The sequence below is a fragment of the Qipengyuania sphaerica genome (assembly GCF_019711595.1).
Taxonomy (GTDB): Bacteria; Pseudomonadota; Alphaproteobacteria; order Sphingomonadales; family Sphingomonadaceae; genus Qipengyuania; species Qipengyuania sphaerica.
In genome coordinates this window covers 1,409,625-1,431,510 of sequence record NZ_JAIGNR010000001.1, presented here as the reverse complement: position 1 = coordinate 1,431,510, position 21,886 = coordinate 1,409,625, and the positions used below count along the sequence as shown (strand labels likewise).

At 62.7% G+C, this 21,886-nt stretch carries 20 protein-coding genes and 1 tRNA gene; 5 read left to right on the top strand and 16 right to left on the bottom strand.

Annotated features, from left to right (window positions below; translation table 11 throughout):
• Positions 1 to 42: 42 nt before the first annotated feature.
• Together K3178_RS07085 and K3178_RS07080 are read right to left on the bottom strand one after the other, a co-directional pair.
• Complete coding sequence (locus K3178_RS07085; RefSeq protein WP_221570630.1) at positions 43 to 858, bottom strand: HTD2 family dehydratase; 816 nt, start codon at positions 856 to 858, stop codon at positions 43 to 45.
• Between the two features lie 3 nt (positions 859 to 861).
• Complete coding sequence (locus K3178_RS07080) at positions 862 to 1,647, bottom strand: enoyl-CoA hydratase-related protein (protein WP_345719860.1); 786 nt, start codon at positions 1,645 to 1,647, stop codon at positions 862 to 864.
• A gap of 172 nt (positions 1,648 to 1,819) precedes the next feature.
• Between K3178_RS07080 and K3178_RS07075 the strand changes: the two genes are divergently transcribed.
• On the top strand, positions 1,820 to 3,454 hold the full coding sequence (locus K3178_RS07075) for an acyl-CoA dehydrogenase family protein (protein ID WP_221570628.1): 1,635 nt from the start codon (positions 1,820 to 1,822) through the stop codon (positions 3,452 to 3,454).
• A gap of 10 nt (positions 3,455 to 3,464) precedes the next feature.
• Here K3178_RS07075 and K3178_RS07070 read toward each other — a convergent pair.
• A tRNA-Lys gene (locus tag K3178_RS07070) sits at positions 3,465 to 3,540 on the bottom strand.
• 112 nt (positions 3,541 to 3,652) lie between these two features.
• Complete coding sequence (locus K3178_RS07065) at positions 3,653 to 3,982, bottom strand: hypothetical protein (RefSeq protein WP_221570627.1); 330 nt, start codon at positions 3,980 to 3,982, stop codon at positions 3,653 to 3,655.
• A gap of 81 nt (positions 3,983 to 4,063) precedes the next feature.
• On the opposite strand from K3178_RS07065, the gene K3178_RS07060 reads away from it, so the two are divergent.
• Positions 4,064 to 4,825 carry a helix-turn-helix transcriptional regulator gene (locus tag K3178_RS07060; RefSeq protein ID WP_221570626.1) on the top strand — a complete coding sequence of 254 codons (762 nt, stop codon included), beginning with the start codon at positions 4,064 to 4,066 and terminating at the stop codon, positions 4,823 to 4,825.
• Between the two features lie 3 nt (positions 4,826 to 4,828).
• Here K3178_RS07060 and rodA read toward each other — a convergent pair whose 3' ends face one another.
• Genes rodA through K3178_RS07035 form a run of 5 tightly spaced genes read right to left on the bottom strand, consistent with a single transcriptional unit; the run spans position 4,829 to position 10,522 of the window.
• Positions 4,829 to 5,950: a rod shape-determining protein RodA gene (gene rodA / locus K3178_RS07055; RefSeq protein WP_345719859.1), complete on the bottom strand. Its 1,122-nt coding sequence runs from the start codon at positions 5,948 to 5,950 to the stop codon at positions 4,829 to 4,831.
• Positions 5,947 to 8,028 carry a penicillin-binding protein 2 gene (gene mrdA / locus K3178_RS07050; RefSeq protein WP_221570625.1) on the bottom strand — a complete coding sequence of 694 codons (2,082 nt, stop codon included), beginning with the start codon at positions 8,026 to 8,028 and terminating at the stop codon, positions 5,947 to 5,949. Before mrdA ends, rodA begins: the two co-directional genes overlap by 4 nt.
• Positions 8,028 to 8,579: a rod shape-determining protein MreD gene (locus K3178_RS07045; protein ID WP_221570624.1), complete on the bottom strand. Its 552-nt coding sequence runs from the start codon at positions 8,577 to 8,579 to the stop codon at positions 8,028 to 8,030. Before K3178_RS07045 ends, mrdA begins: the two co-directional genes overlap by 1 nt.
• Positions 8,579 to 9,469 carry a rod shape-determining protein MreC gene (mreC, locus tag K3178_RS07040; RefSeq protein WP_221570623.1) on the bottom strand — a complete coding sequence of 297 codons (891 nt, stop codon included), beginning with the start codon at positions 9,467 to 9,469 and terminating at the stop codon, positions 8,579 to 8,581. The genes K3178_RS07045 and mreC overlap by 1 nt, the downstream gene beginning before the upstream one ends.
• A 9-nt stretch (positions 9,470 to 9,478) precedes the next feature.
• Positions 9,479 to 10,522, bottom strand: coding sequence for a rod shape-determining protein (locus K3178_RS07035; protein WP_221570622.1), 1,044 nt, complete (start codon positions 10,520 to 10,522; stop codon positions 9,479 to 9,481).
• A gap of 196 nt (positions 10,523 to 10,718) precedes the next feature.
• On the opposite strand from K3178_RS07035, the gene mutL reads away from it, so the two are divergent.
• Together mutL and K3178_RS07025 are read left to right on the top strand one after the other, a co-directional pair.
• A complete protein-coding gene (gene mutL / locus K3178_RS07030) occupies positions 10,719 to 12,521 on the top strand; it encodes a DNA mismatch repair endonuclease MutL (RefSeq protein ID WP_221570621.1) in 1,803 nt (600 codons plus the stop codon).
• Positions 12,521 to 13,012 (top strand): hypothetical protein, encoded by a 492-nt coding sequence (locus K3178_RS07025; RefSeq protein WP_221570620.1) that lies wholly within the window; start codon positions 12,521 to 12,523, stop codon positions 13,010 to 13,012. Before mutL ends, K3178_RS07025 begins: the two co-directional genes overlap by 1 nt.
• Before the next feature lies 1 nt (position 13,013).
• Here K3178_RS07025 and K3178_RS07020 read toward each other — a convergent pair whose 3' ends face one another.
• The 6 genes from K3178_RS07020 to ychF form a co-directional block, all read right to left on the bottom strand.
• Positions 13,014 to 13,472 (bottom strand): MaoC family dehydratase, encoded by a 459-nt coding sequence (locus tag K3178_RS07020; protein WP_221570619.1) that lies wholly within the window; start codon positions 13,470 to 13,472, stop codon positions 13,014 to 13,016.
• A gap of 14 nt (positions 13,473 to 13,486) precedes the next feature.
• Positions 13,487 to 14,236, bottom strand: a complete 750-nt coding sequence (locus K3178_RS07015) for a MauE/DoxX family redox-associated membrane protein (RefSeq protein ID WP_221570618.1) — start codon at positions 14,234 to 14,236, stop codon at positions 13,487 to 13,489.
• A 10-nt stretch (positions 14,237 to 14,246) separates the two neighbouring features.
• Positions 14,247 to 15,050 carry a DUF1206 domain-containing protein gene (locus K3178_RS07010; protein ID WP_221570617.1) on the bottom strand — a complete coding sequence of 268 codons (804 nt, stop codon included), beginning with the start codon at positions 15,048 to 15,050 and terminating at the stop codon, positions 14,247 to 14,249.
• A 29-nt stretch (positions 15,051 to 15,079) separates the two neighbouring features.
• Positions 15,080 to 15,904: a DUF1206 domain-containing protein gene (locus tag K3178_RS07005; protein WP_221570616.1), complete on the bottom strand. Its 825-nt coding sequence runs from the start codon at positions 15,902 to 15,904 to the stop codon at positions 15,080 to 15,082.
• Between the two features lie 63 nt (positions 15,905 to 15,967).
• Positions 15,968 to 17,233 carry an alkaline phosphatase family protein gene (locus tag K3178_RS07000; protein WP_221570615.1) on the bottom strand — a complete coding sequence of 422 codons (1,266 nt, stop codon included), beginning with the start codon at positions 17,231 to 17,233 and terminating at the stop codon, positions 15,968 to 15,970.
• 18 nt (positions 17,234 to 17,251) lie between these two features.
• Entirely contained in the window at positions 17,252 to 18,352 is a 1,101-nt protein-coding gene (ychF, locus tag K3178_RS06995; RefSeq protein ID WP_221570614.1) for a redox-regulated ATPase YchF, read from the bottom strand.
• A gap of 141 nt (positions 18,353 to 18,493) precedes the next feature.
• Here ychF and K3178_RS06990 point away from each other — a divergent pair, with 141 nt between their 5' ends.
• On the top strand, positions 18,494 to 20,851 hold the full coding sequence (locus K3178_RS06990) for a zinc-dependent metalloprotease (protein WP_221570613.1): 2,358 nt from the start codon (positions 18,494 to 18,496) through the stop codon (positions 20,849 to 20,851).
• A gap of 2 nt (positions 20,852 to 20,853) precedes the next feature.
• Here K3178_RS06990 and K3178_RS06985 read toward each other — a convergent pair whose 3' ends face one another.
• Entirely contained in the window at positions 20,854 to 21,855 is a 1,002-nt protein-coding gene (locus tag K3178_RS06985; RefSeq protein WP_221570612.1) for an SDR family oxidoreductase, read from the bottom strand.
• Positions 21,856 to 21,886: the final 31 nt, after the last annotated feature.

The window sequence follows — 21,886 nt, the reverse complement described above, 5'->3', positions numbered from 1 at the left end:
GCGGCTATCACATCGAAATGTGATACGCAACGCAATATCACATTAGCGGTAAGTTGCCTGCGCAGCCATTGCGGGCACGCCGTCGCAGCGAATGGCCTCGAACGCGTGTTCTGACGTGCCTTTCAGAACGATCGGCTGGCCGACGAACAGTGGAGCCATCGCGCGGAACGAGAAGCTGGCCAAGCTTCCCTTCGCCATCGCGAGGCCTGCGAGTTTGGCGGCGATGAAGGGACCGTGGACGATTAGCGCGGGATAGCCTTCGACTTCGGTGGCGTAGGGTTGGTCGTAATGGATTCGATGCCCGTTCGCGGTCGCCGCAGAAAAGCGGAACAGGTTTACCTCGTCGGGCTCCCACACCACGCCCTCGGGTAGCTCCGGTGCTGGCTGCGGCATGGCAATCGGGGCGCCCTCGTCGCGGTAGACATAGGTCTGCACCTCGCGCACCCGCAGGGTACCCTCCTGCTCGAGGTGCTTCTCGACCTTGGCGAAGACGAGATCGCCGCTTTTGCCAGCCTTGTGCGTGAGCTCTGCGACGCGGCTCGTTTGCGTCGCAGGCGCGCCAATTTCGAGATCGCCCGGAACCTCGATCGAAGAACCGGCAAACATCCTCCGCGGGAGCGAGACATCGGGAAGGAAATCGCCCCGACGCGGATGCCCGTCGGGACCGATCTCGCTATCGAGCGGGGAGGGCAGGAAATAGGCCCAATGCGCCAGCGGGACACCGGCAGACTCGTCCGCCAGCCCCAGGGCCTGCGCAAACCGGCGAAGGGGGCGCGGATCGAGAACGTCTTCCTCGACTTTCTCGCGCCCGACGGCCTCCTGCCATTCCTCCACCTGCGCTTGCGTGACCGCGGCCATGGTTCAGGCCCCCGTGAATTCCGCCTTGCGCTTCTGCAGGAAGGCGAGGGCGCCCTCGACCGCATCCTTGGTGTCGCCCGCCTGCTTTTGCGCCAGCGCCTCGGACGCGAGCGTCGAACCGAGGTCCGCCTGCAAGCCGTCGCGGAGGGTTTTCTTCATCAGGCCGAGTGCCGTGGTCGGTCCATCTGCGAGCCGCTGGACAAGTGCGGTGGCTTCTGCCTCCAGCGTATCGTCCTCGACGCATTTGTAGATAAGCCCGATCCGCTCGGCCTCCTCGCCGTGGATCTTCTCGCCCAGCATCATCATCCGCGTCGCCTGCGCGGTACCGACAAGGCGCGGGAGCATCCAGCTCGATCCGCCATCGGGCACGAGGCCGATATTGACGAAGGCCTGCAGGAAATACCCGCTCTTGCCGGCAAGCACGAAGTCGGCGGCGAGAGCCATCGAACACCCTATGCCGGCGGCAGGCCCCTGGACCATCGAGACGACCGGCACCGGCACGCTCGCCAGCGCCTGGATCATCGGGTTGTAGCTCTTGCTGAGTGACGAGAACGCGCGGTCGCCGCCGGAGATACGCATCTCAGCATTGCCAGCGAGGTCCGCGCCCGAGCAGAACGCGCGCCCTTCGCCCTTGAGCAGGATGGCGCGGGCATCGCCGCGATCGCGCAGGGCCGTGAAGATTTCGTCTGCCATCTGCGGCGGGCAGGCGTTCAGGCGCTCGGGGCGATTTAGGGTTATGGTCAGGACCGAACCGTCGGTCTCGGTCAGGATGGTCTCGAAATCGCTCACGCGTATTCTCCCGCAAAACTTGTCTGCCAATTCCTTGTGCGGACGAGTGCGCAATTGCAACCTTTCGCAGGCGGCAGACCGTCTGTTGCGGGTCACGGCGAATTCTTCCATCACGATCCGAAGGGACGAATCGCGACCCAAAGCCGCTTAATGCACGTCCGGGGGAGGGACGATGACAGTCAGGACCCTCGAACGAATTGCCGGCGAACTGGACCGCACAGTCGCTGTGTTGGCGGCTCGATGCACGGTCGATGGGCGTCTCGATAGCGCGATCGCCGACGAGCATCAGCTCGCTTGCTATGAAATTGCGGTCACTCACGCCGATTTGCTCGCAGCTCAAGCTTGCCGGGACGCCCTGAGCGGCATGTCCGCGCTAGACCACGACCTGGCGATGGCATTTCTGGCAGAGAGCTGCGTAGCCGCCCTGGGGCGTCTCGAAGCAGTGCAGCTTGGTCTCGATATGGATGATACGGGCCTCGCCGCGATCCGCGCGAGCGAGGATGTTGCCGACCTGCGAAAGCGCTGGGCATCACCAGGCTTTCTTGGCGAACTCGGCGCGCGCGTGGTGGCTCACGATGGAACGTTCGGGCAAGTCGAACTCGATGAGGCCAGCGAGATGGCTGCGGAAGCCTTCGGGAGGTTCGCCAGCGATGTAGTTGCGCCGCTGGCCGAAGAGATCCACCGCAAGGACCTGACCGTTCCCGAAACGCTCCTCCAGCCGATGCGCGAAATGGGCGTATTCGGCCTGTCCATTCCCGAAGAATATGGCGGCAGCGCGGGCGAGCGGGAAAACACCCCGATGATGATCGCAGTGACCGAGGCGCTGTCCGAGGCCTCGCTTGCCGCGGCGGGCAGCCTGATCACGCGCCCGGAAATCCTCGCCCGGGCCTTGCTGGCCGGAGGAACTGAGGCTCAGAAGCGGCATTGGCTGCCCCGTATCGCCGCAGGCGATCCGCTCTGCGCGATCTCGATTACCGAGCCGGACTATGGCTCCGACGTTGCCTCGCTTTCACTTAAAGGCACCAAGGTGGAAGGCGGGTGGTTGCTCAATGGCGCCAAGACCTGGTGCACCTTTGCCGGGAAAGCGGGTGTGTTGATGGTCGTCACGCGCACCGACCCTGACCGGAGCAAGGGACACCGTGGGCTCAGCGTGCTGCTGGTCGAAAAGCCCGCTTTCGAGGGCCACGAGTTCGTCGTCGATCAGGACGCGGGCGGAAACCTGAAGGGCAAGGCGATCCCGACCATCGGCTATCGCGGTATGCACAGTTTCGACCTCGCATTCGAGGAATTCTTCGTGCCCGATGCCAATGTGATTGGGGAAGAGGAGGGTCTCGGCAAAGGCTTCTACCTCACCATGGCAGGCATGACTGGCGGACGCATCCAGACAGCGGGCCGGGCATTGGGTCTCATGCGCGCCAGCCTCAACTCGGCAATCGTCTATGCCCGCGAACGAAAGGTGTTCGGCCAGCCCCTGGCGCAATACCAGCTCACACAGGTCAAGCTGGCCCAAATGGCGGCACGTTATGTAGCCTGCCGAAACCTGGCTTTCTCGGTTGGCAGGCGGCTCGATGAAGGCGGTGGCAGCGGTGAGGCCAGCGTCGCCAAGCTGATTGCCTGTCGTTCGGCCGAGACGATTTCGCGCGAGGCGCTGCAGATCCACGGCGGGATGGGCTACGCCGAGGAGATGCCCGTCAGCCGATACTGGATCGATGCGCGCGTGCTTTCGATTTTCGAAGGGGCAGAGGAAACGCTCGCGCTGAAAGTCATCGCCCGCGGCCTGATGGAGGCGCGGCTTCGAAAGCGATGATGGAAGGAAATGGTGGACGCACTAGGGCTCGAACCTAGGACCCGCTGATTAAGAGTCAGCTGCTCTACCAACTGAGCTATGCGTCCACTCTCACGGCTTTGCTTTCCGTGTCCGGCCCGGTGGTGCGGGCGGCCCCCGACTCGGGGGAGGCGCTCATATAGCGGCTGTTTCGCCGAAGAAAAGCGCTAATCTCAAAAATCAGGCCGCAGCGCGGCGGCGCAGGTTCTCGAGACCTCCTTCGCGCAGGCGAATGGTCGCACCGAAGGGATCGCTCGGGTTGTCGACGATGTCGACAATCTTGCCGTATTCCAGGGTGCGCAGGGCGGCGAAAGCTTCGTGAAGCGCCAGGCCGGTCTGGCGATGGATGTCCCAGACGGTCGATTCTATTCCGTTGCGCTGGCGTTCACAGAGGCCGAGAAGGACCTCGCGGCAGGCGCCGTCTCCTGCATATTTCGCCAGTTCCTTACACTCCAGGAGTGTTTCGGCATCACCTTTTGCGCCCGGTGAGAGGCGTGTCGGCTCGACCACTTTTGCGTCCCTTTAGTCATCACAAGCGCCTCTCAATTCGTCTTGTGTGCTTTTTTGCAGGCTTCCCCTTAGCGCAAGATCGTGGTTAAGATAGTCACGCGGCTGGGGGACAGCCGGAGTGGGTCTGAAAAAATGCAAAGTTTTTCGGCGCATATCGAGCGTATGGAGGATTGTGAGGCGATCCTTGAATACGTATACGAAGCCTGTCGCGAAGAAGCCGCCTTGTGGTTCAGTTACCATTTTACGCCGATCTTCGAATCGCCGACATCCAAAAACACTTTTATCTGGGCTCGAGACTATCCGTTCGAACTACAGAAAAAATACTTCGCGGAAGGCTATCGCGAGCTTGATCCGGTGCCCCAGCTTACGCTCGATCACGGGTATGTCCTGACCTGGCGCCGGGCCATGGAACTGGGCGCTTCAGATTCCGATGCCCGCAAGTATTTCGAAGTTTTCCGCGAGTACGAGATCGAGAACTGGGCGGGCTTCGCTCTTTATGGTCCGCGAAATCGCGATGCGTTTGCGGGGCTTACCTTTCGCGATGATCCGGAATGCTTCGACGAGGGACGACTGACGCATCTTCACACGATGCTTCAGACCGCGCATCTGCGCATTTGCCAGATTATCGAAGGCGCACAGCCCGACGTGTCGCTGTCCGAAAGAGAACGACAGGTGCTTGTCTGGATGGGACGAGGAAAGTCGGCGGGCGAAATCGGGAAAATCCTCGATATTTCGTCCGAAACGGTAAAGACCTATACGAAGCGTTTGTACGACAAGCTGGACACCAATGACCGCGTCACGGCCACAGTGCGCGCCCTGAAGCTGGGTCTGGTCGAACTCTGAGATTTAGTTGACAATTAGACCGGTGCGCGGAGCTTTCATATTCCAACGATTGACCATCATCAGCACGCCGATGCAGATCATGTTGGTCATCATTGAACTGCCGCCGTGGCTGATGAAAGGCAGGGGAATGCCAACCACGGGCGCAAAGCCCATGACCATCAGCAGATTGATCGCGATGTAGAAAAAGATGGTGGCGGTCATCCCGGCGGCGAGCAGCTTGGAGAATCTGTCGGGCGCAGCTTTCGCCACGCGCAGCCCCCAATATAGGATCAGGCCAAAACAGCCGATGATGAACACGCCGCCGGCAAAGCCCCATTCTTCGGCCATGGTGGCGAAAACGAAATCGGTGTGCGGTTCGGGCAGGTAATTGAGGTGGCTCTGCGAGCCTTCGTTGAAGCCCTTGCCGAACAGGCCGCCCGACCCGATCGCGATCTTCGACTGGGTGATCTGGTATCCATCGCCGAGCGGATCGTTTTCGGGATCGAGGAAAGTGAGCACGCGCTTCTGCTGGTAATCCTGTAGCCCGACGAAGAACGCCACGGGCGCAAGAGCGATCGCGGCCACCCCAGCCATGACGAACCAGCGCAGCGGCAGGCCGGCGAGAAACATGACCACGAAGCCACCGAAGGCGATGGCGAGCGAGGTTCCGAGGTCCGGCTGTAACAGGACGAAAGCGATGGGCAGGGCGATGATCAGTCCTGCAGGCATCAGCGCCCGCCAATTCGGGACCATCCCGACAGGCAGGCCACCATAATAATTTGCGAGCGCGAGCACAGCTGCGGGCTTCATAAGCTCGGAAGGCTGGATGCGGATCGGGCCGACCTCGAGCCAGCGCTGGCTGCCTCCGCCGACCTGGCCGACGATTTCCACGGCCATCAGCAGGAGCAGGATCGCAATGTATCCAGGGTACGTAAGCCACTGGACGGTGGGCTTGTTGAAGCGTGAAATCACGATTGCCATCGCAAAGAAGATGGCGAAGCGCATGAGGTGCGATTTGGCGTAAGTGTCGAAATTCCCCGCCGCCGCAGATGTCAGCACCAGCGCACCGAAGATGATGAGGCCGAACAAAGGGAACAGCATCATCCATGGCTGGCGCGCGACCGGCGCGGGTACGATGCCGCTCACTCGCCGCCTCCGGCCTGAGGCGTCGCCGAGGGTGAGGGCGCCCTCGAACCTTCGTTGCGCGAAGGCGTGGCCTGCTGGGCCATTTCTTCCGATTGGCGCTGGGCAAGGCGTGCTTCGGCCTCGACCTGGTCGAAGATCTGCTCAGTGCGCTGGGGAACCGGTTCGACGACCTCGCCCGCTGCCTGTGCGTAGGCGCGATATTTGGCGTCGAGCCGCTGCTGGGCCGTGCCGCCCCACTGCTCTTCGAGTGGACGAAGGGCTTCCATGCCTTTGGCGGGATCGAACATGAAGGTCATGACATCGCGCGCAATGGGATAGGCCGCGCCGGACCCGCCGCCGTGCTCGATGACGACTGCTCCGGCATATTTGGGCTTGTCGAAGGGGGCGAAGAACACGAACAGGCCGTGATCGCGATACTTCCACGGGCCGGTCTTGCCATCGGAAACGCTGAGCGAGACCACCTGTGCGGTACCAGTCTTGCCTGCCATCTTGATGTCTTCGAATGGCAGCCGTGCTCTCCCCGCCGTGCCAGGGCCGTTGACCGTGTCGCTCATCGCCTGTCGCACGTAGGCGATCTCTTCGGGCGTGAAATTGAAGTGTTCGAATTCCCGGACCGGCTCGTCCATTCTGAGCCTCGGGACGACCTTGTCCCCGGTGGCCAGACGCGCGGCCATTACGGCCAGTTGCAGCGGATTGGTGAGGTAATATCCTTGACCGATGGAGCTGTTGACCGTGTCATAGGACTGCCATTCGCTCTCGTATTTCCGCATTTTCCAGGCAGGGTCCGGCACGGTCCCGTAGAACTGGCTGATGACAGGGAGGTCGAATTCTTCGCCCAGGCCCATCTTGTGAGCCCATTCGGCGACTTTTTCGAATCCGACCTGCTGGGCGAAATGGTAGAAATAGCTGTCGCAAGACTGGTAGATTGCCTTGGCCATGTCGACACGGCCGTGGTTGCTCCAGCAATTGAAGAAGCGGTTGCCCACGCGCCGGCCGCCATTGCACATGATGGCCTCTTCGGGTTTCACGCCCGCGTCGAGGAAGGCCATGCAGTGCATTGGTTTTACAGTCGAACCGGGCGGGTAAAGTCCCTTCAGCACCTTGTTGCGAAGCGGCACGCGTTCGTCGTCGCGCAGCATCGAATATTCGACGCGGCCGATGCCGGCTGAAAAGCTGTTGGGGTCGAAACTGGGCATGGAGGACATGCACAGGATGTCGCCATTCTCCACATCCATCACCACGCAGGATCCGCTTTCAAGACCGATCCGGCGTGCAGCATAATCCTGCAGCGGCCCGTCGATCGTCAGGCGGACGGGTGCGCCCTGCTTGTCTTCACGAGTTTCCAGGTCGCGAACGATCCGGCCCGACGCGGTGACCTCGACACGACGTGCCCCCGGTGTTCCCTGTAGCTCGTCTTCGAATTGCGCCTCGAGGGCATCCTTGCCGATCTTGTAACCCGGCGTGATCAGGATCGGGTCGGGGCGCTCCTCGTACTCCTCGGCCGAGGCGGGGCCGACGTAGCCGATAAGGTGGCCCACTGCCGCGCCGGTCGGGTAGAAGCGCGAGAAACCGCGCTGCGGGACCACACCGGGCAAGTCGGGAAGGCGCACGCTTATCGCGGCGAATTGCTCATAATCGAGCCCGGTTGCAATCTCGACAGGCTGGAAGCCGCGCGCATCGTCGATCTTCTTGGTGATATCGGCGACGGTGTTTTCCGACAGCTCCAGCAATTGGGCAAGCGCACCGATCGTCTGCACCGGGTCCTGCATTCGATCGGGGATCACGTCGACGCGGAAATCGGCGCGGTTGGAGGCAAGGGGGGCGCCATGGCGGTCCAGGATCCAGCCACGGCGCGGCGGGATGAGCGAGAGATTGACGCGGTTGCTTTCGCTCTCGAGCACCCAGCGTTCGTTTTCGGCGATGGCAATATAGGCCATGCGCGCAGCCAGGATGGTACCGATGCCGCCCATTCCCGCACCGATCACGAAGGTCCGGCGGTTGAACGCGTTGTCGAGCGTCGTCTGGCTGACCAGGTCGCGCGGCTTGTTCTTTCGCAATCGCCTGCCGAACAAACCCATCAGAGCCTCTTCCAGCGCCACAGGCGCCACAGGTCGAGCCGCGCGACGATGCGCGAGACGATCGGGAAGATAAGGATGGTAAGCACCAGCTGGGGGACGAGGGCCGCCAAGGCATGGCTTGTCGGCGGAGCACCTGAAAGTAGCCAACCTGCGCCCAGGTAGAGGGTGCCCAATAAGGACGCGACCAGCCAGTCCTGCCAGAACACACGCCAGGGTATTCGCAACTCGACCGCCTCTATCGCCAGCATGGTCAGCGACCAGGTCAGGATGGCGAATCCGAACGGCTGCCCGTTGTAGAGATCGTCGAACAGCCCGAGGGGGATACCGGCCCAAACCGGCAGGAGACCGGGACGCACCAGGCGCCATCCGACCAGCATGAGATAGCCGATTGGTGGGACCATCGGCAGCGCAGCAGCGATGAAAAAGATCGGCAGGATGCTGCCGAGCATGATCGATGCCCAGGGCACCACATTGGCAATTAGTGGGGAGTGCGAGCGGTTGAGCCGGCTTCCGTAAGCGTCGCTGCGCGCGCGCGGGTCGATCCGCTCCATCAGTCGCCCAGCTCCTCTTCGATGGGAGTGGTTGCGCCGACGGCTGCATCGGGCTCGAAAATCTGTTCCACCGAAACATAGTCGGTCGCGGCAGGATCGCTGACGATCCGGGCAAGGCCTCCATCGTCGTTGAGTTCGGTCACAATGGCGACTGCGATACCCGGCGGGTAATATCCGCCTGCGCCGCTCGTCACGAACATATCGCCGACCTTGAGCGGGTTGATGCCGAGATTGATCAGCTTGATCCGCAACAGGCTGTCACCGCGCCCCTCGGCAAAGGCAACGGTCTCGTCGCCGGCCCGGCGAACCGGGAGCACGCTTTCACTGTCGGTGAGAAGGAGGACGCGCGAGGAGGTACGCCCCGTCTCGAGGATGCGTCCCACCACACCGCGCGCGCTGCGGACGGGCATACCGACGGTGACGCCGTCTTCCGATCCTGCGCCAAGATAGGCAAAGCGCCGTGTACTCGAAGAGGAGGAACCCACGAGGCGTGCCACGGCGACCGGTTTGCGGTCTTCGTCCTGCAGATCGAGCAAGCCCCTTAGGCGGACGTTTTCCTGCCGCAGGGCCTCGGCTTCCCCGAGCCGGATACGCGCCAGTTCGACCTCGCGCTTCAGCTCTGCATTTTTCGAGCCTGCGCGATAATAGCCGCTGATCGAATCCCACAGCGACTTCGAACCCGTGCGCGCGGCCGCGACCGTTTCCGTTGCAGGAGTGGCTGCATCCTGAGCCACACTGCGCGGGCCTCCGAAAAACTGGGGCTGGAAGAAAGACAGCACAAGCAGCACCGCGCCGATAAGCGCGCCGATCCCGGCCACGATGTAGCCGGTAAACAGATTGTACTGCGCCCGCTTGGAATAGCTGGAGCGCCGCTGGCTGCTCGGCGCCATGCGTCCCCCTTATGCGGTCATCAACACGCCGCGATAGACCGGATCTTCCATAGCACGTCCGGTGCCGATCGCCACGCAGCTGAGCGGGTCTTCCGCGATCGTGACGGGCAGGCCGGTCTCGTCGCGCAAATATTCGTCCAGTCCGCCGATCAGCGCGCCGCCGCCGGTCAGCACGATACCCTGGTCGACAATGTCCGCTGCGAGTTCGGGAGCGGTGTTTTCCAGAGCGATACGAACGCCTTCGACGATGGCGCCGATCGGTTCGGACAGCGCTTCGGCGATGTGGCCCTGGTTGATGGTGATTTCCTTGGGTACGCCGTTGACGAGGTCGCGGCCCTTGATGGTGATCTGCTCGCCCGTGCCGTCTTCGGGCTGGCGAGCGACGCCGTAATCCTTCTTGATCCGCTCCGCAGTTGCATCACCGATCAGCAGGTTGTGGTGTCGTCGGACGTAGGAGACGATCGCTTCGTCCATCTTGTCGCCGCCGGTGCGCACCGAGGTGGTGTAGGCAAGGCCACGGAGCGAGAGGACTGCAACTTCGGTCGTGCCGCCGCCGATGTCGACGACCATGCTGCCGACCGGTTCGGTTACCGGCATGTCTGCGCCGATCGCGGCAGCCATGGGCTCGAGGATCAGGTAGACCTGCGAAGCGCCAGCATTCGATGCCGCATCGCGGATCGCGCGGCGCTCGACCGAGGTCGAACCCGAGGGCACGCAGATCGTGATTTCGGGATAGCGCATCAGGCTGCGGCGACCGTTCACCTTCTTGATGAAGTGCTTGATCATCTCCTCGGCCACGTCGAGATCGGCGATCACGCCGTCGCGCAGCGGTCGGATGGCTTCGATGGAATCGGGCGTCTTGCCCATCATCATCTTCGCATCGTCGCCCACGGCCTTCACGCGCTTCTGGCCGTTGATGAACTCGAGCGCGACCACGCTCGGCTCGTTGAGGACGATGCCCTGATCCTGCACATAGACCAGCGTGTTGGCGGTACCGAGGTCGATCGCCATGTTCTGCACGCCGAATTTGAAGATGTTGTTCCAGAAGCCCATTTTACTGTCGAATTCCGTGTGATGCTGAGGGTTTGCGAGCGGGTGCGAGTCGCCGGTCGCATTCCTTGGGGGGAAACGGTGGCGGTCCTTTAGCGATATTACGCACGGAAAGCCAAAAATTTCCTTAGGGTTCGCGGGGGATAGGCAATCCTCTTGTCTCGGATTCGCAGCGCTTCGTCGCTATGGTTGCCGGTCCATGCCCGAAATACGCCGCCTGCCCGATACTCTGGTCAACCGCATCGCCGCTGGCGAGGTGGTCGAACGCCCGTCTTCCGCGCTCAAGGAACTGGTCGAAAATGCCATCGACGCAGGCGCTTCGCGGATTGCAGTGAAGCTGGTCGAAGGCGGACTGACGAGCCTCGAAGTCACCGATGACGGATGTGGAATGTCGCCCGATGAAATGGCGCTGGCGCTGGAGCGTCATGCTACCTCGAAATTGCCCGACGAAGCGATCGAGCAAGTGGCGACACTGGGCTTCCGTGGCGAGGCGCTGCCAAGCATCGCCAGCGTCGCGCGCTTTACGCTCGAAAGCCGCCCACACGGTGCGGAGCAGGGCTGGAAGCGCGTTGTCGACCATGGCGAGCTGGTGGCAGAGGGACCTGCGGCATTGCCGCCCGGAACGCGGGTGCGGGTCGAGAACCTGTTCGCCAAGATCCCCGCACGCCGCAAATTCCTCCGCACGCCGCGCAGCGAATATGCCGCATGTCTCGACGTGGTGAAGCGGCTTGCCATGGCGCGGCCCGATGTTGCGATCACGCTCGATCATGCCGACCGCCGCATCCTCGGCCTGCAGGGCGGGGAAGGGCTCGCCAATCGCGTGGCGCAGGTCGTAGCGCGCGAACTCAAGGACAACGGCGTTGCCATCGACCTCGAGCGCGGTGCCATGAGGCTGACGGGGATCGCGGGCCTGCCGACCTACAACCGCGGGATCGCCGATCACCAATATCTTTTCGTCAACGGCCGCCCGGTGAAGGACCGGTTGCTGACGGGCGCAGTGCGCGGTGCCTATTCGGACATGCTCGCACGCGACCGGCACGCGGTACTCGCGCTGTTCCTCGAATTGCCGCCCGAGGAAGTGGACGTGAACGTCCATCCGGCCAAGACCGAAGTGCGCTTCCGCGATGCGCAGGCAGTGCGCGGCTTCATCGTGTCTGGGCTGCGGAATGCGCTCGCCACCGGCGACAAGCGCAGCGCGCAATCGCCCGATGCGGGAGCCATGTCTCGCTGGCAGCAGGAGCCGGCGCGCGAGGAGCCTTCACCTGCGCTGCGCTCGATCTTCGAAGGCCGCGACTGGTCCGCGCCGCAAACGCGCGTGTCAGAAGCAGGCGCGGCATGGCGCGGATACGAAGCCGAAGTCATGGCTGCCCCGCGTGGCCGTGCCGAAGAGGCGGCTCCGGTCGCGGCAGAGGACCAGGACTTCCCGCTGGGTGTCGCGCGCGGGCAAGTGGCCAACACCTATATCGTTGCCGAAGCGAAAGACGGACTGGTGCTAGTCGACCAGCATGCCGCGCATGAACGCCTCGTTCTCGAACGGCTCAAGGCGGCGGGTGCGGAAGAGGCGGTCAAGCGCAGCCAGGCGCTGCTAATTCCCGAAGTGGTCGAGCTGGAGGAGACCAGCTGCGACCGGCTCGAGGAAGCCGCCGATACGCTTGCGCAGCACGGCCTTGCCATCGAGCGCTTCGGTCCGTCCGCCATGCTGGTGCGCAGCCTGCCGCACGCCATTGCGCGTACCGATCCCGAAAAGCTCCTGCGCGATATCGACGACGATCTCGCCTTGAACGGCGAGGCCTTGCACCTCGGCGAAAAGCTCGACCTCGTGCTCGCCACCATGGCCTGCCACGGCTCGGTCAGGGCAGGGCGAACCCTCCGCGTCGACGAGATGAACGCCCTCCTGCGCGAAATGGAGCGCACTCCGCGATCGGGGCAGTGCAACCATGGGCGGCCCACGTGGGTTAAGCTCTCGATGGAAGATGTCGAGAAGCTGTTCGGGAGACATTGATGCGCTGGATATTGCTTGCTGCACCGCTGGTTCTGGTAGCCTGCGGTCCTACTGCCGAGGAAGAGGAAGTCGCCCGCCAGCGCGACATTGCCGAGGTCGAAGCAAACCAGGAGCCGCCGCCCGAGCAGCTTGCGCTCGAACCGATCCGTTATCGCGAAATCGAGAAATACGATCTCTACGGTGCCGGCTGCAGCTTCACCCCCGACGGTGCTGGTCTTGGCACAGTGGCACTCGCGATGGCGGACAAAGGCTATCTCATCCGCAAGGGTGAGCTGCTCATCCATGCAGCCGACATGGGCAGCGCCGAATTGCCCTACCTCGCCCGCCAAAAATACGACGGGCGCGAATATTCCTTCACGCTCGATCTCGACGAAGCAGGCGGGAAACAGAGCGGTTACGAGACCACGGATTATCGCGGTGAGCTTACCGTCCGGGACGGCAACGACAATGTGGTTTATCAGGCGAAGGGCCCGGTACAGTGCGGCGCCTGAGTTAGTCCGTCCCTTGCGGATCGCGCGTCCGGATCAGCGCGTTCGAAACCATTTCCAGCACCATCTCGTCGTTCTGGTTGAACGTGCGGATCAGGCTTTTGAAGATGCCCATTTCTGGCCGTGAGGCGCTGCGGCGTTTCTCGATGATCTCGGTTTCGCAGCGCAGCGTATCGCCGGGATAAACGGGTTTTTTCCAGCGCAACTGGTCCACACCGGGAGAACCGAGTCCGGCGGACTTTTCGTTCATCATGTTGTCGACCATCATCCGCATGGTCATCGAGCAGGTATGCCAGCCGCTGGCCGAGATGCGCCCGAAATGGGTTTGCGCGGCGGCCTCATCGTCGAGATGGAAAGGTTGCGGATCGTATTTTGAGGCGAACTCGATGACTTCTTCCCGCGTGACCTCGTAGCCGCCGAAGCTGCGGGTCATGCCGACTTCCATGTCTTCGTAGAAAATCATCTCGGTTGCTTGGCCTAGACCATCGGGCGAAGCAACATCCAAACCGCCATGCCGATCATCGCCAGGTTCTCGGTCAGCGAGACGAAACCAAGCGGGACATTGCCGCTGCCACCGACGCAGGCGCATTTGATCGAACGCTTCTGGATATAGACCGCGTAGAAGACGCTCACCGCACCGATCGTGCCGATGACCAGGGCGATCGGGATCGAGAGCCATGGCAGGATGCGTCCGGCCATCAGCACCGCGGCCGTGGCTTCGAGGAAGGGGTAGGCATAGGCATAGGGCACGAACCTGCGCCCCAAGAGATCGTAGCCGACGAACATGGTCGAGAACTGTTCGACATCCTGCAGTTTCAGCATCGCGAGCATGGCCATGGAAAAGGCGACGAACCATTCGCCGGTGCGGATGGTGAAGGGCGCGCTGTATACGAACAGGCTGAGTGCGACGGCCAGCGCAGCCCCCACAGCGAAAACGGCAGTCACAGGCGTGTAGCTGGTGTCGCTGTCGGTTTCCTTGTCATAGCCGAAATGCTTGCGGAGGTCGGTGTAACCGCCGATCCGCTGATCGCCGAGGAAGCTCTGCGGCGTGGTCTGCACGCCGTGCTCGGCCTTGAAGGCATCGACCTGTTCGCGGGTCGTGAGCGGATGATCCTCCACCGCAAAGCCTTCGCGTTCCAACAGCCATTTCGACTTGATACCGTAGGGACAGACATGCTTGTCCATCTTCATCCGATAGAGGCAGGCGATCTTTTGCGGCTTGCTCATGCGGTCAATGTCAGGCGCGGAAATGCGGTTTCAACCCCTCGGGGCCGAAATCCGGAATGATCCGGTAGCGCGCGGTGAAGAGGCTGAAGATGCCGAACATGATCAGCCCGATTGCCACGATATTGAAGATATAGCCCGTGTCGCGCAGCGAGATGATGGCTGCCCCAAGACCCTGCACGCGCTCCTCGCTTTCGGCCCAGGCCCCGCGCACCATCGACCAGCCGATCAGGAGAAAGACGACGGCGCGGGCGGCATGGCCGGCCCGTCCGATCGGCTTGGTGATGGCGGGAGCACTCGAACTGATGCGGTTCATGAAATGCGCAGTAACGGCGGTCTTGGCCTGCATGAAAGAGCCGACCAGAAAGCCGAGACCGACCACGATTATCAGGACCCAGCCGATCTCCATTTGCAGGATCGATCCGGCCATCTCCTGCCCGCCGCTTTCGCCCTCGCTGCTACGCTTTTCCCAAGCCGCGAACTGGTAACAGGCATAGGCGAGGAACAGGTGCGCTACCGCGCTTGCCCCATCGCCAATCCGCTTCAGGATGCCGGTAAAATCAGCACCGCGATGCTGGAGATCGCTGATCGCACACATCGCGCGAAACGCGACATAGGCCAGCAGGCCGACGGTCATTACCCACAGGATCGGTGTCCCCAGGGGCACTTCCTGCAAGTATTCGTAAACCGCGCTGCCGCCTCCTTCGATATCGCTGCGCGCATCGAGCGCAATATAGCCAAGCAGCAGGTAGGTGATGCCTCTCGCGGCGAACCCGGTCCGCACCAGCCAGCTGAACTTTTCGGATTTGTCCACCACGGCCGGTGCGTCCCTTGTCGTGGATCGCGTCAGGCGCGAAACTGCGGCACGCCGGCCTGCTCGTCGAGGTCGGGTATGATGCGGTAGCGCGCCAGCACGAGGCTGAAGAGGCCGAACAGCATCAGGCCGATCGCGGTCAGCGTGAAGATGAAGCCTTCGCCCGCGAGGCTGGCGACGGCATCGCCGAGGGTCTTCACCTGGCTCGCGCCGCTGGACATGAAGCCTGCCTTGAAGAGCGACCATCCGATCACCGTATAGACCACGCCGCGCGCGACATATCCCGCACCGCCCAGCCAGCGCGTGGCGGAAGGAGCCTGCCCGCTGATCCGGTTCATGAATTCACCGGTTATGCCCTTCTTCACCTGGAAGATGGCGGCGATGAAGAATGCTACGCCGAGGATCCCGAGGAGGGCTCCACCGAACTCCATCGACAACACGCCCGAGGCTGCTTCCTGCGCGCCTCCGCCACCGCTTCCACCAGAGCCACTTGCGGCTTCGCCCGTATCGCGGCCGGCAAACTGAAACGCCGAATAAGCGAGAGCAAGGTGGGCGATACCGCTACCGGCATGGCCAATGCGCTTGGCCCAGCCTTTGCTGTCACTACCCTGGTTCTCGATGTCGAACAGCGGCGAGCAGAAACGGAACAGGGCGTAAGCGAAAAGGCCGATGACCATGATCCAGAGAATCAGATTGCCGCCCGGAAAATCGTTGATCGCGCGAAAGATACCGTTCGTGCCTTCGGCAATCTTGCCGGCGCTGGTGAGCGCGACGAGGCCGAGCACGAAATAAAGGATTGCACGGCTGAAATAGCCGACCCTGACGAGCCAGCTGAACTTTTCGGATTTGTCTACCACCAGGAAACTCCCCTTGTTTTAATGCCTAACGGCAGGGGAGGGCGATGCGTTCCGCGTGCGGGCCTAGTAAGTTATCCGGATTGCCGGAAGCAGGGCATCGGGGTCGCCGTCGGCCTTTGCGCTCGGGGCTAATCCGATCACACGGCGTAGCAGCGGCGCGACCGCCGTGTTGTCGAAGATTGGCAGCGTCAAACCCTCGGCGAATTCCGGGCCGTTGGCAATGAAGATGGCCTGCATCTCGGGCGCGTAATTGTCGTAGCCATGGTTGCCGCCGGTCCAGTTCGTGGTCGGGGCGGAGGTCGCAATCGTCCAGCCGGTTTCCGGAAGGCAGAAATAAGGCGGGATGCGGCGGTGCGTACCGTACTTGTAGCGCTCGGGAATATCGCCCTTGGCCCAGCACGTCATGTGCTCGTGATCGGCAAGGATGGCTTCGCGGAATTCGCGGGTCTTGCCTTCGGCGGGCTCGAACGTGGCGTAAGCGCCAGCCTCGATCAGGCGATAAAGCGAGCTGTCCACCACCTCGTCGAGAGCGATTACCCGTTCCGAGCTGGTAGGAGCCATGCCGTGGTCGGATACGATCACGATATTGGCTGGCTGGCCGAGCTTCTCGAGACCGCTGACGAGATTCGCGATATGGCCATCGACATCGCGCAGCGCGGCTTCGATTTCCTCGCCGACCGGGCCGGCATCATGACCGGCGGTATCGATGGTGTCGAAATAGAGCGTCACGAATTCGGGGCGGATGTCCTCCGGCCGCCGTAGCCAGTCGAGCACCGAGTTTACTCGCTGCGTGTTCGAAACCTGCATCGAGAAGGCCTGCCAGTCGCTCGGCAGGATGCCGTCTTCCACCGGTCCCCATCGTTTTGCGGTGCCGCCCCAGGGAACCGCCGATCCCGGCCAGAACATCGCTGCGCTGCGAATGCCCGCCTGTTCGGCCTCGACCCACAGCGGTTTGGCCTCGCTCCACCAATAGGGATCGACATTGGCCTGCGTGAACACATCGCCGGGACGCGAGGCATCTTCCATCTTGTTGGCCGTGATGCCGTGATGATCGGGCACGAGCCCGGTCACCAGTGTATAGAAATTAGGGAAGGTCTTGGTGGGGAAGGACGGGCGCATCGGTGCGGAGACGCCGGTCTCTGCAAGATGCGACAGCGTCGGGGTCAGCCCGCGCTCGAGATAGCTCGGGTGGAAACCGTCGATCGCCACGAGAATGGTCACCGGCTCGCGCTGTTCCGCTTGCACTGCGGAGACGCTCTCGACCTGCGGCGCGCAAGCCGGAAGGATTGCCGCAAATCCGAGGGCGAGGGCAGCGACGAGCTTGTTCATGGCGACCTTCCGGGCAGTTTAGACGTTGAACTTGAACAGCAAGACGTCGCCGTCCTTTACGAGGTATTCCTTGCCTTCCTGGCGCAACTTGCCGGCCTCGCGCGCGCCGCTTTCGCCATTGAGCGCTATGAAATCGTCATAGGCTATGGTCTCGGCGCGGATGAAGCCGCGTTCGAAATCGGTGTGGATCTCGCCTGCGGCCTGCGGAGCCTTGGCACCTTCGGGGAAGGTCCATGCGCGCGCTTCCTTGGGGCCGGCGGTGAAGAAGGTGTTCAGGCCGAGGAGCCTGTAGCCCGCCTTGATGACGCGGCTGAGGCCGCTTTCCTCCAGCCCCAGTTCGGCAAGGTATTCGGCGCGGTCTTCGGCTTCCATCGCTACCAGTTCGCTTTCGATGGCGGCCGAAACCACGACGGCCTGTGCGCCTTCGGCCTTGGCCTTCTCGAACACGAGATCGGACAGTGCATTGCCCTTGGCCGCATCTTCCTCGCCCACATTGCAGACATAGAGAACGGGCTTGGCGGTCAGCAACTGTGCCTGGCGCAGGACGCGCGCTTCTTCTTCGTCATTGGGTTCGGTCAGGCGGGCGGGCTTTCCGTCGCGCAGCAGGCCGAGTGCCTGTCCCAGCACGCTGGCGATGATCTTTGCTTCCTTGTCGCCGCCGGTCGCGCGTTTTTCCGCTGCCGGCACGCGCTTTTCGAGGCTCTCGAGATCGGCCAGCATCAGCTCGGTTTCGACCACTTCGGCATCGGTGATCGGATCGACCTTGTTGGCGACATGCTGGATATCGTCATCCTCGAAGCAACGCAGCACATGGACGATGGCGTCGACCTCGCGGATATTGCCGAGGAACTGGTTGCCGAGGCCTTCGCCCTGGCTCGCGCCTTTCACGAGGCCGGCGATATCGACGAAGGCCAGCTGCGTCGGGATGATCTTGGCCGACCCTGCGATTGCGGCAATCTTGTCGAGCCGTTCGTCGGGCACCGAGACCTGGCCGACATTAGGCTCGATCGTGCAGAACGGATAATTCGCGGCCTGTGCAGCCTGCGTTTCGGTCAATGCATTGAAAAGGGTGGACTTGCCGACATTCGGCAGGCCGACGATCCCGCAACGGAAACCCATCGATAACTCCGGAAAATAGAATGTGGCCGCGCCCTTAGCGCCTCTGCGCCAAGAGGGGAAGCGCGCTCTGGCATTGTGGGCGGCTCGACAGCGGGCGAAGCGGTGATAGTGTGCCCGGCGCAATCAAGGGGAAGTTCAATCATGCGCCATCTCGCTTTCGCCGCGTCCTTCGCGCTGGCAACCGTGCTAGCTGCCTCGCCTGCAAAGGCGGAAGACGATCTGCTCGACGTGAACGCCGCGGTGGAAGAAGGGACCATCACCCTGACATTGCCGAGGCCGGACGCGGAGGGAGTGGCGGGACGCTATCTTTATGTCGCGCAAATCGAGACCGGTGTCGGTTCGGCTGCGACAAGCGTCGATCGCGGCGCGCCTCTGACCACCGGCATCGTGCGCTTCCGGCGGATGGGCAAGAAGATCGTCGCGGAACTCGAAAACACGCGCTTCTACGCCCCCTCGGGATCGCAGGCGCAGCAGGACTCGGTGGCAAACAGTTTTCCTACGGCGACGCTCTGGGTCGGAGATATCGTCGAAACGGGGAGGGATGGAAGCATCAGTTTCGATTTCTCGCCCTTCTTGGCGATGGATCACTTCGGTTTCGCGAAACAGCTTGGCGAAGGGTACGAACTTAACAAGGATGGCTCGCTGGCCGATCCCGCGCGGGTCAAGGTCTTTCCGGAGAATGCCGAATTCTCCGCCATGCTCAGTTTCAAGAGCAAAAGCGCGCCTGCCGAACTGCGCAATGTCTCACCCGACGGCGGCACGATTGCGCTTTGGGTTCGCCATTCGCTGGTGAAATTGCCTTCCGATCCGATGGAGCCGCGCGTCGATCCCTACAATTTCACGTTCAGCACCCATCGCTACGATTTCTCGGCACCGCTCGGTCGGTCCATGCTCAGGAAGCTGGCCGAGCGTCACAGGCTTGAGAAGGTCGATCCCTCGGCCGCGCGCTCGCCGGTGAAGGAGCCGATCGTATATTACGTCGATGGAGCTGCGCCCGAGCCGGTCAGGCAGGCTTTGATCGACGGGGTGGGCTGGTGGGCCGAGGCCTTCGACGAGGCGGGCTTCGTCGATGCATTCCGCGTGGACGTTCTGCCTCCCGATATCGACCCGCTCGACATGCGCTACAACGTGGTGAACTGGGTCAACCGGGCGACGCGGGGATGGTCCTATGGGCCGAGCATCATCGATCCGCGCACTGGGGAAATCCTGAAGGGTAGCGTCATGCTTGGCTCGCTGCGAGTGCGCCAGGATATCCTCATCTTTCAGGCACTGGTGGGGGCGGGCCTGACCGACACTGGCGATCCCGACGATCCCGTGCCCGCCGCGCTCGCTCGCATCCGGCAACTGGGCGCACATGAGGTGGGTCACACCCTGGGCCTTGCGCACAATTTCGCGGCGAGTTCGCAGGGTCGTTACTCGGTAATGGACTATCCCGCGCCGCGCGTCGAACTGGTCGATGGCCGACCGAGCATTCGGGATGCCTATGGCGTGGGCGTGGGCGAATGGGACAAATTCGCCATCCGCTATCTTTATGCGGCGAGCGACGAAGCCGAAGCCCGCGCCATGGTGCAGGAGGCGCAGGCAAGGGGGCTTCGCTTTGTGGGCGACAGCGATGCGCGCGGTACCGATGCAGCGAATCCCGAGGGCTCGCTGTGGGACGATTTCGCTGACCCGGTGACAGAGCTGGCGCGGGTCATGAGCGTGCGCAAGGCCGCGTTGGCGCGCTTCGATGTGGGCGCGATCCCCCAAGGGCAGGATTTGGCCAGCCTTCGCCGCGCCTTCGTTCCGATTTGGCTGCTACATCGGTATCAGATTGAAGCGGCCGCGAAGGCGCTGGGCGGGATGATCACGCCCAATGCCCTTCGCGGCGATACCATGCCGGTCGAGACCGTACCGGCCGACGCGCAGCAGGCGGCGCTGGAGGCTTTGCTTGGCGCGCTCTCGGTCGATGCGCTTACCGTGCCCGCTCGCCTCCAGCCGCTACTGTCATATGGCCCGGCGACCGATTACGATTATTCGACCACCATCGAAGTCATGCCGCTGGCGGGCGGGCCGGTGTTCGATAGCCTGCGCGCGACCGAGATCGGCGCGGTGCACGTGCTCGACAGCCTGCTCGATCCGCAGCGTCTGAACCGTCTCGAGATGCAGCATGCGAGCAACAGCAGCGTACCTTCGGCGCATGACGTGGCAATGCGCCTGATTGCGCGCGCCGACGGTCTGGCCGCCGAAGGGGCAGTCGGGCGCAGGATCGCCACGACCATCGCGCTCGACCTTGCCAAAACGGCACGCGAAGGCGGTCTCTCGCGCTCGATCGCGTTCCAGATCGACGGGCAGCTCTCGCGCTGGGCGGAACGCCTTTCGCGCTCTTCGGGCGGGAGTGAGGAAGCCGATTGGCGCCGCGGGCTGGGTTCTCTGCTGTCCGACAACGACAGGCTGACCGCCGCACTCGCTAGCGAGCAACTGCTTCCGGCGGTCCCGCCGGGCATGCCGATCGGCTGATATCAGGTGTTGTGAACGGCGCGCACTAGCGGGCCTAGCGCGGGCGATTGGCCCAGCCATTCGACCTGCGTTTTCGCGCAAACCTCGTTGATCGCGGTTTGCGGGATGCCGCCACCGCTGACCGGCAGCCGCACCGGACGGGTACCTTGGGGCATGCCAAGGACCTTCGCCATCGCACGGGGAATGTCCATCGGATCGGCCGTGCGCGACGAACCGTCTTCCTTGCCCATCCGTTCGACCACCTGCGGGTAACCGTCGAGATGCATCTGGAGCGAGCGTTCCTTGAGCTCGGTCGTGTAGCGGTTGCGATTGACCCAGACCTTGGTCGGATAGCCGCCGGGCTCGATCACCGTCACCCCGATACCATGCGGCACGAGTTCATAGGCCAGCTGCTCGCCCATCGCTTCAACCGCGAACTTGGTGGCGGAATAGTGCCCTGCGAAAGGGACGATAACGCGGCCGAGCTGGCTCGAAATCTGGAAGATATGCCCTTGCTTGCGCTGGCGCATATTGGGCAGGACCGCTCGCACCATGCGATGATAGCCGAACACGTTGGTGTCGAAGGCAAGCCTGGTCGCCTCCATGTCCTGGACCTCGACCGGACCGGTAATGCCGAGACCGGCATTGTTGACCAGCACGTCGAGCCCGCGGCCGATCTCGCGCTCCGCCCCGCCGACGGCATCGGCGACTTCGTTGTCGAGCAGCACGTCGAGACGCATCACGCGGATATCGAGCTTTTCGTCGCTGGCCAGTTGCTGCAGTTCTTCGGCTTCGGGACGCGGGGTGTTCCGCATGGTCGCGAAGACGGTCGCGCCGAGCCGCGCGAAATGCTCTGCGGAAAGGCGGCCGAAGCCCGATGAGCAACCGGTAATGAGGATTGCCTTGCCGGAAAGGTCGGGTGCAGCGGCCTCTACCTTGTCATCCTGTGCGGCACGGGCTGCGACGGCGATCGCGCCCGTTGCGGCAGCTCCGGCGAGCAGGGTGCGGCGGTCGAAATTGGGCATGATCGGGTCTCCTCCTGAAGGCGGCCCTAGC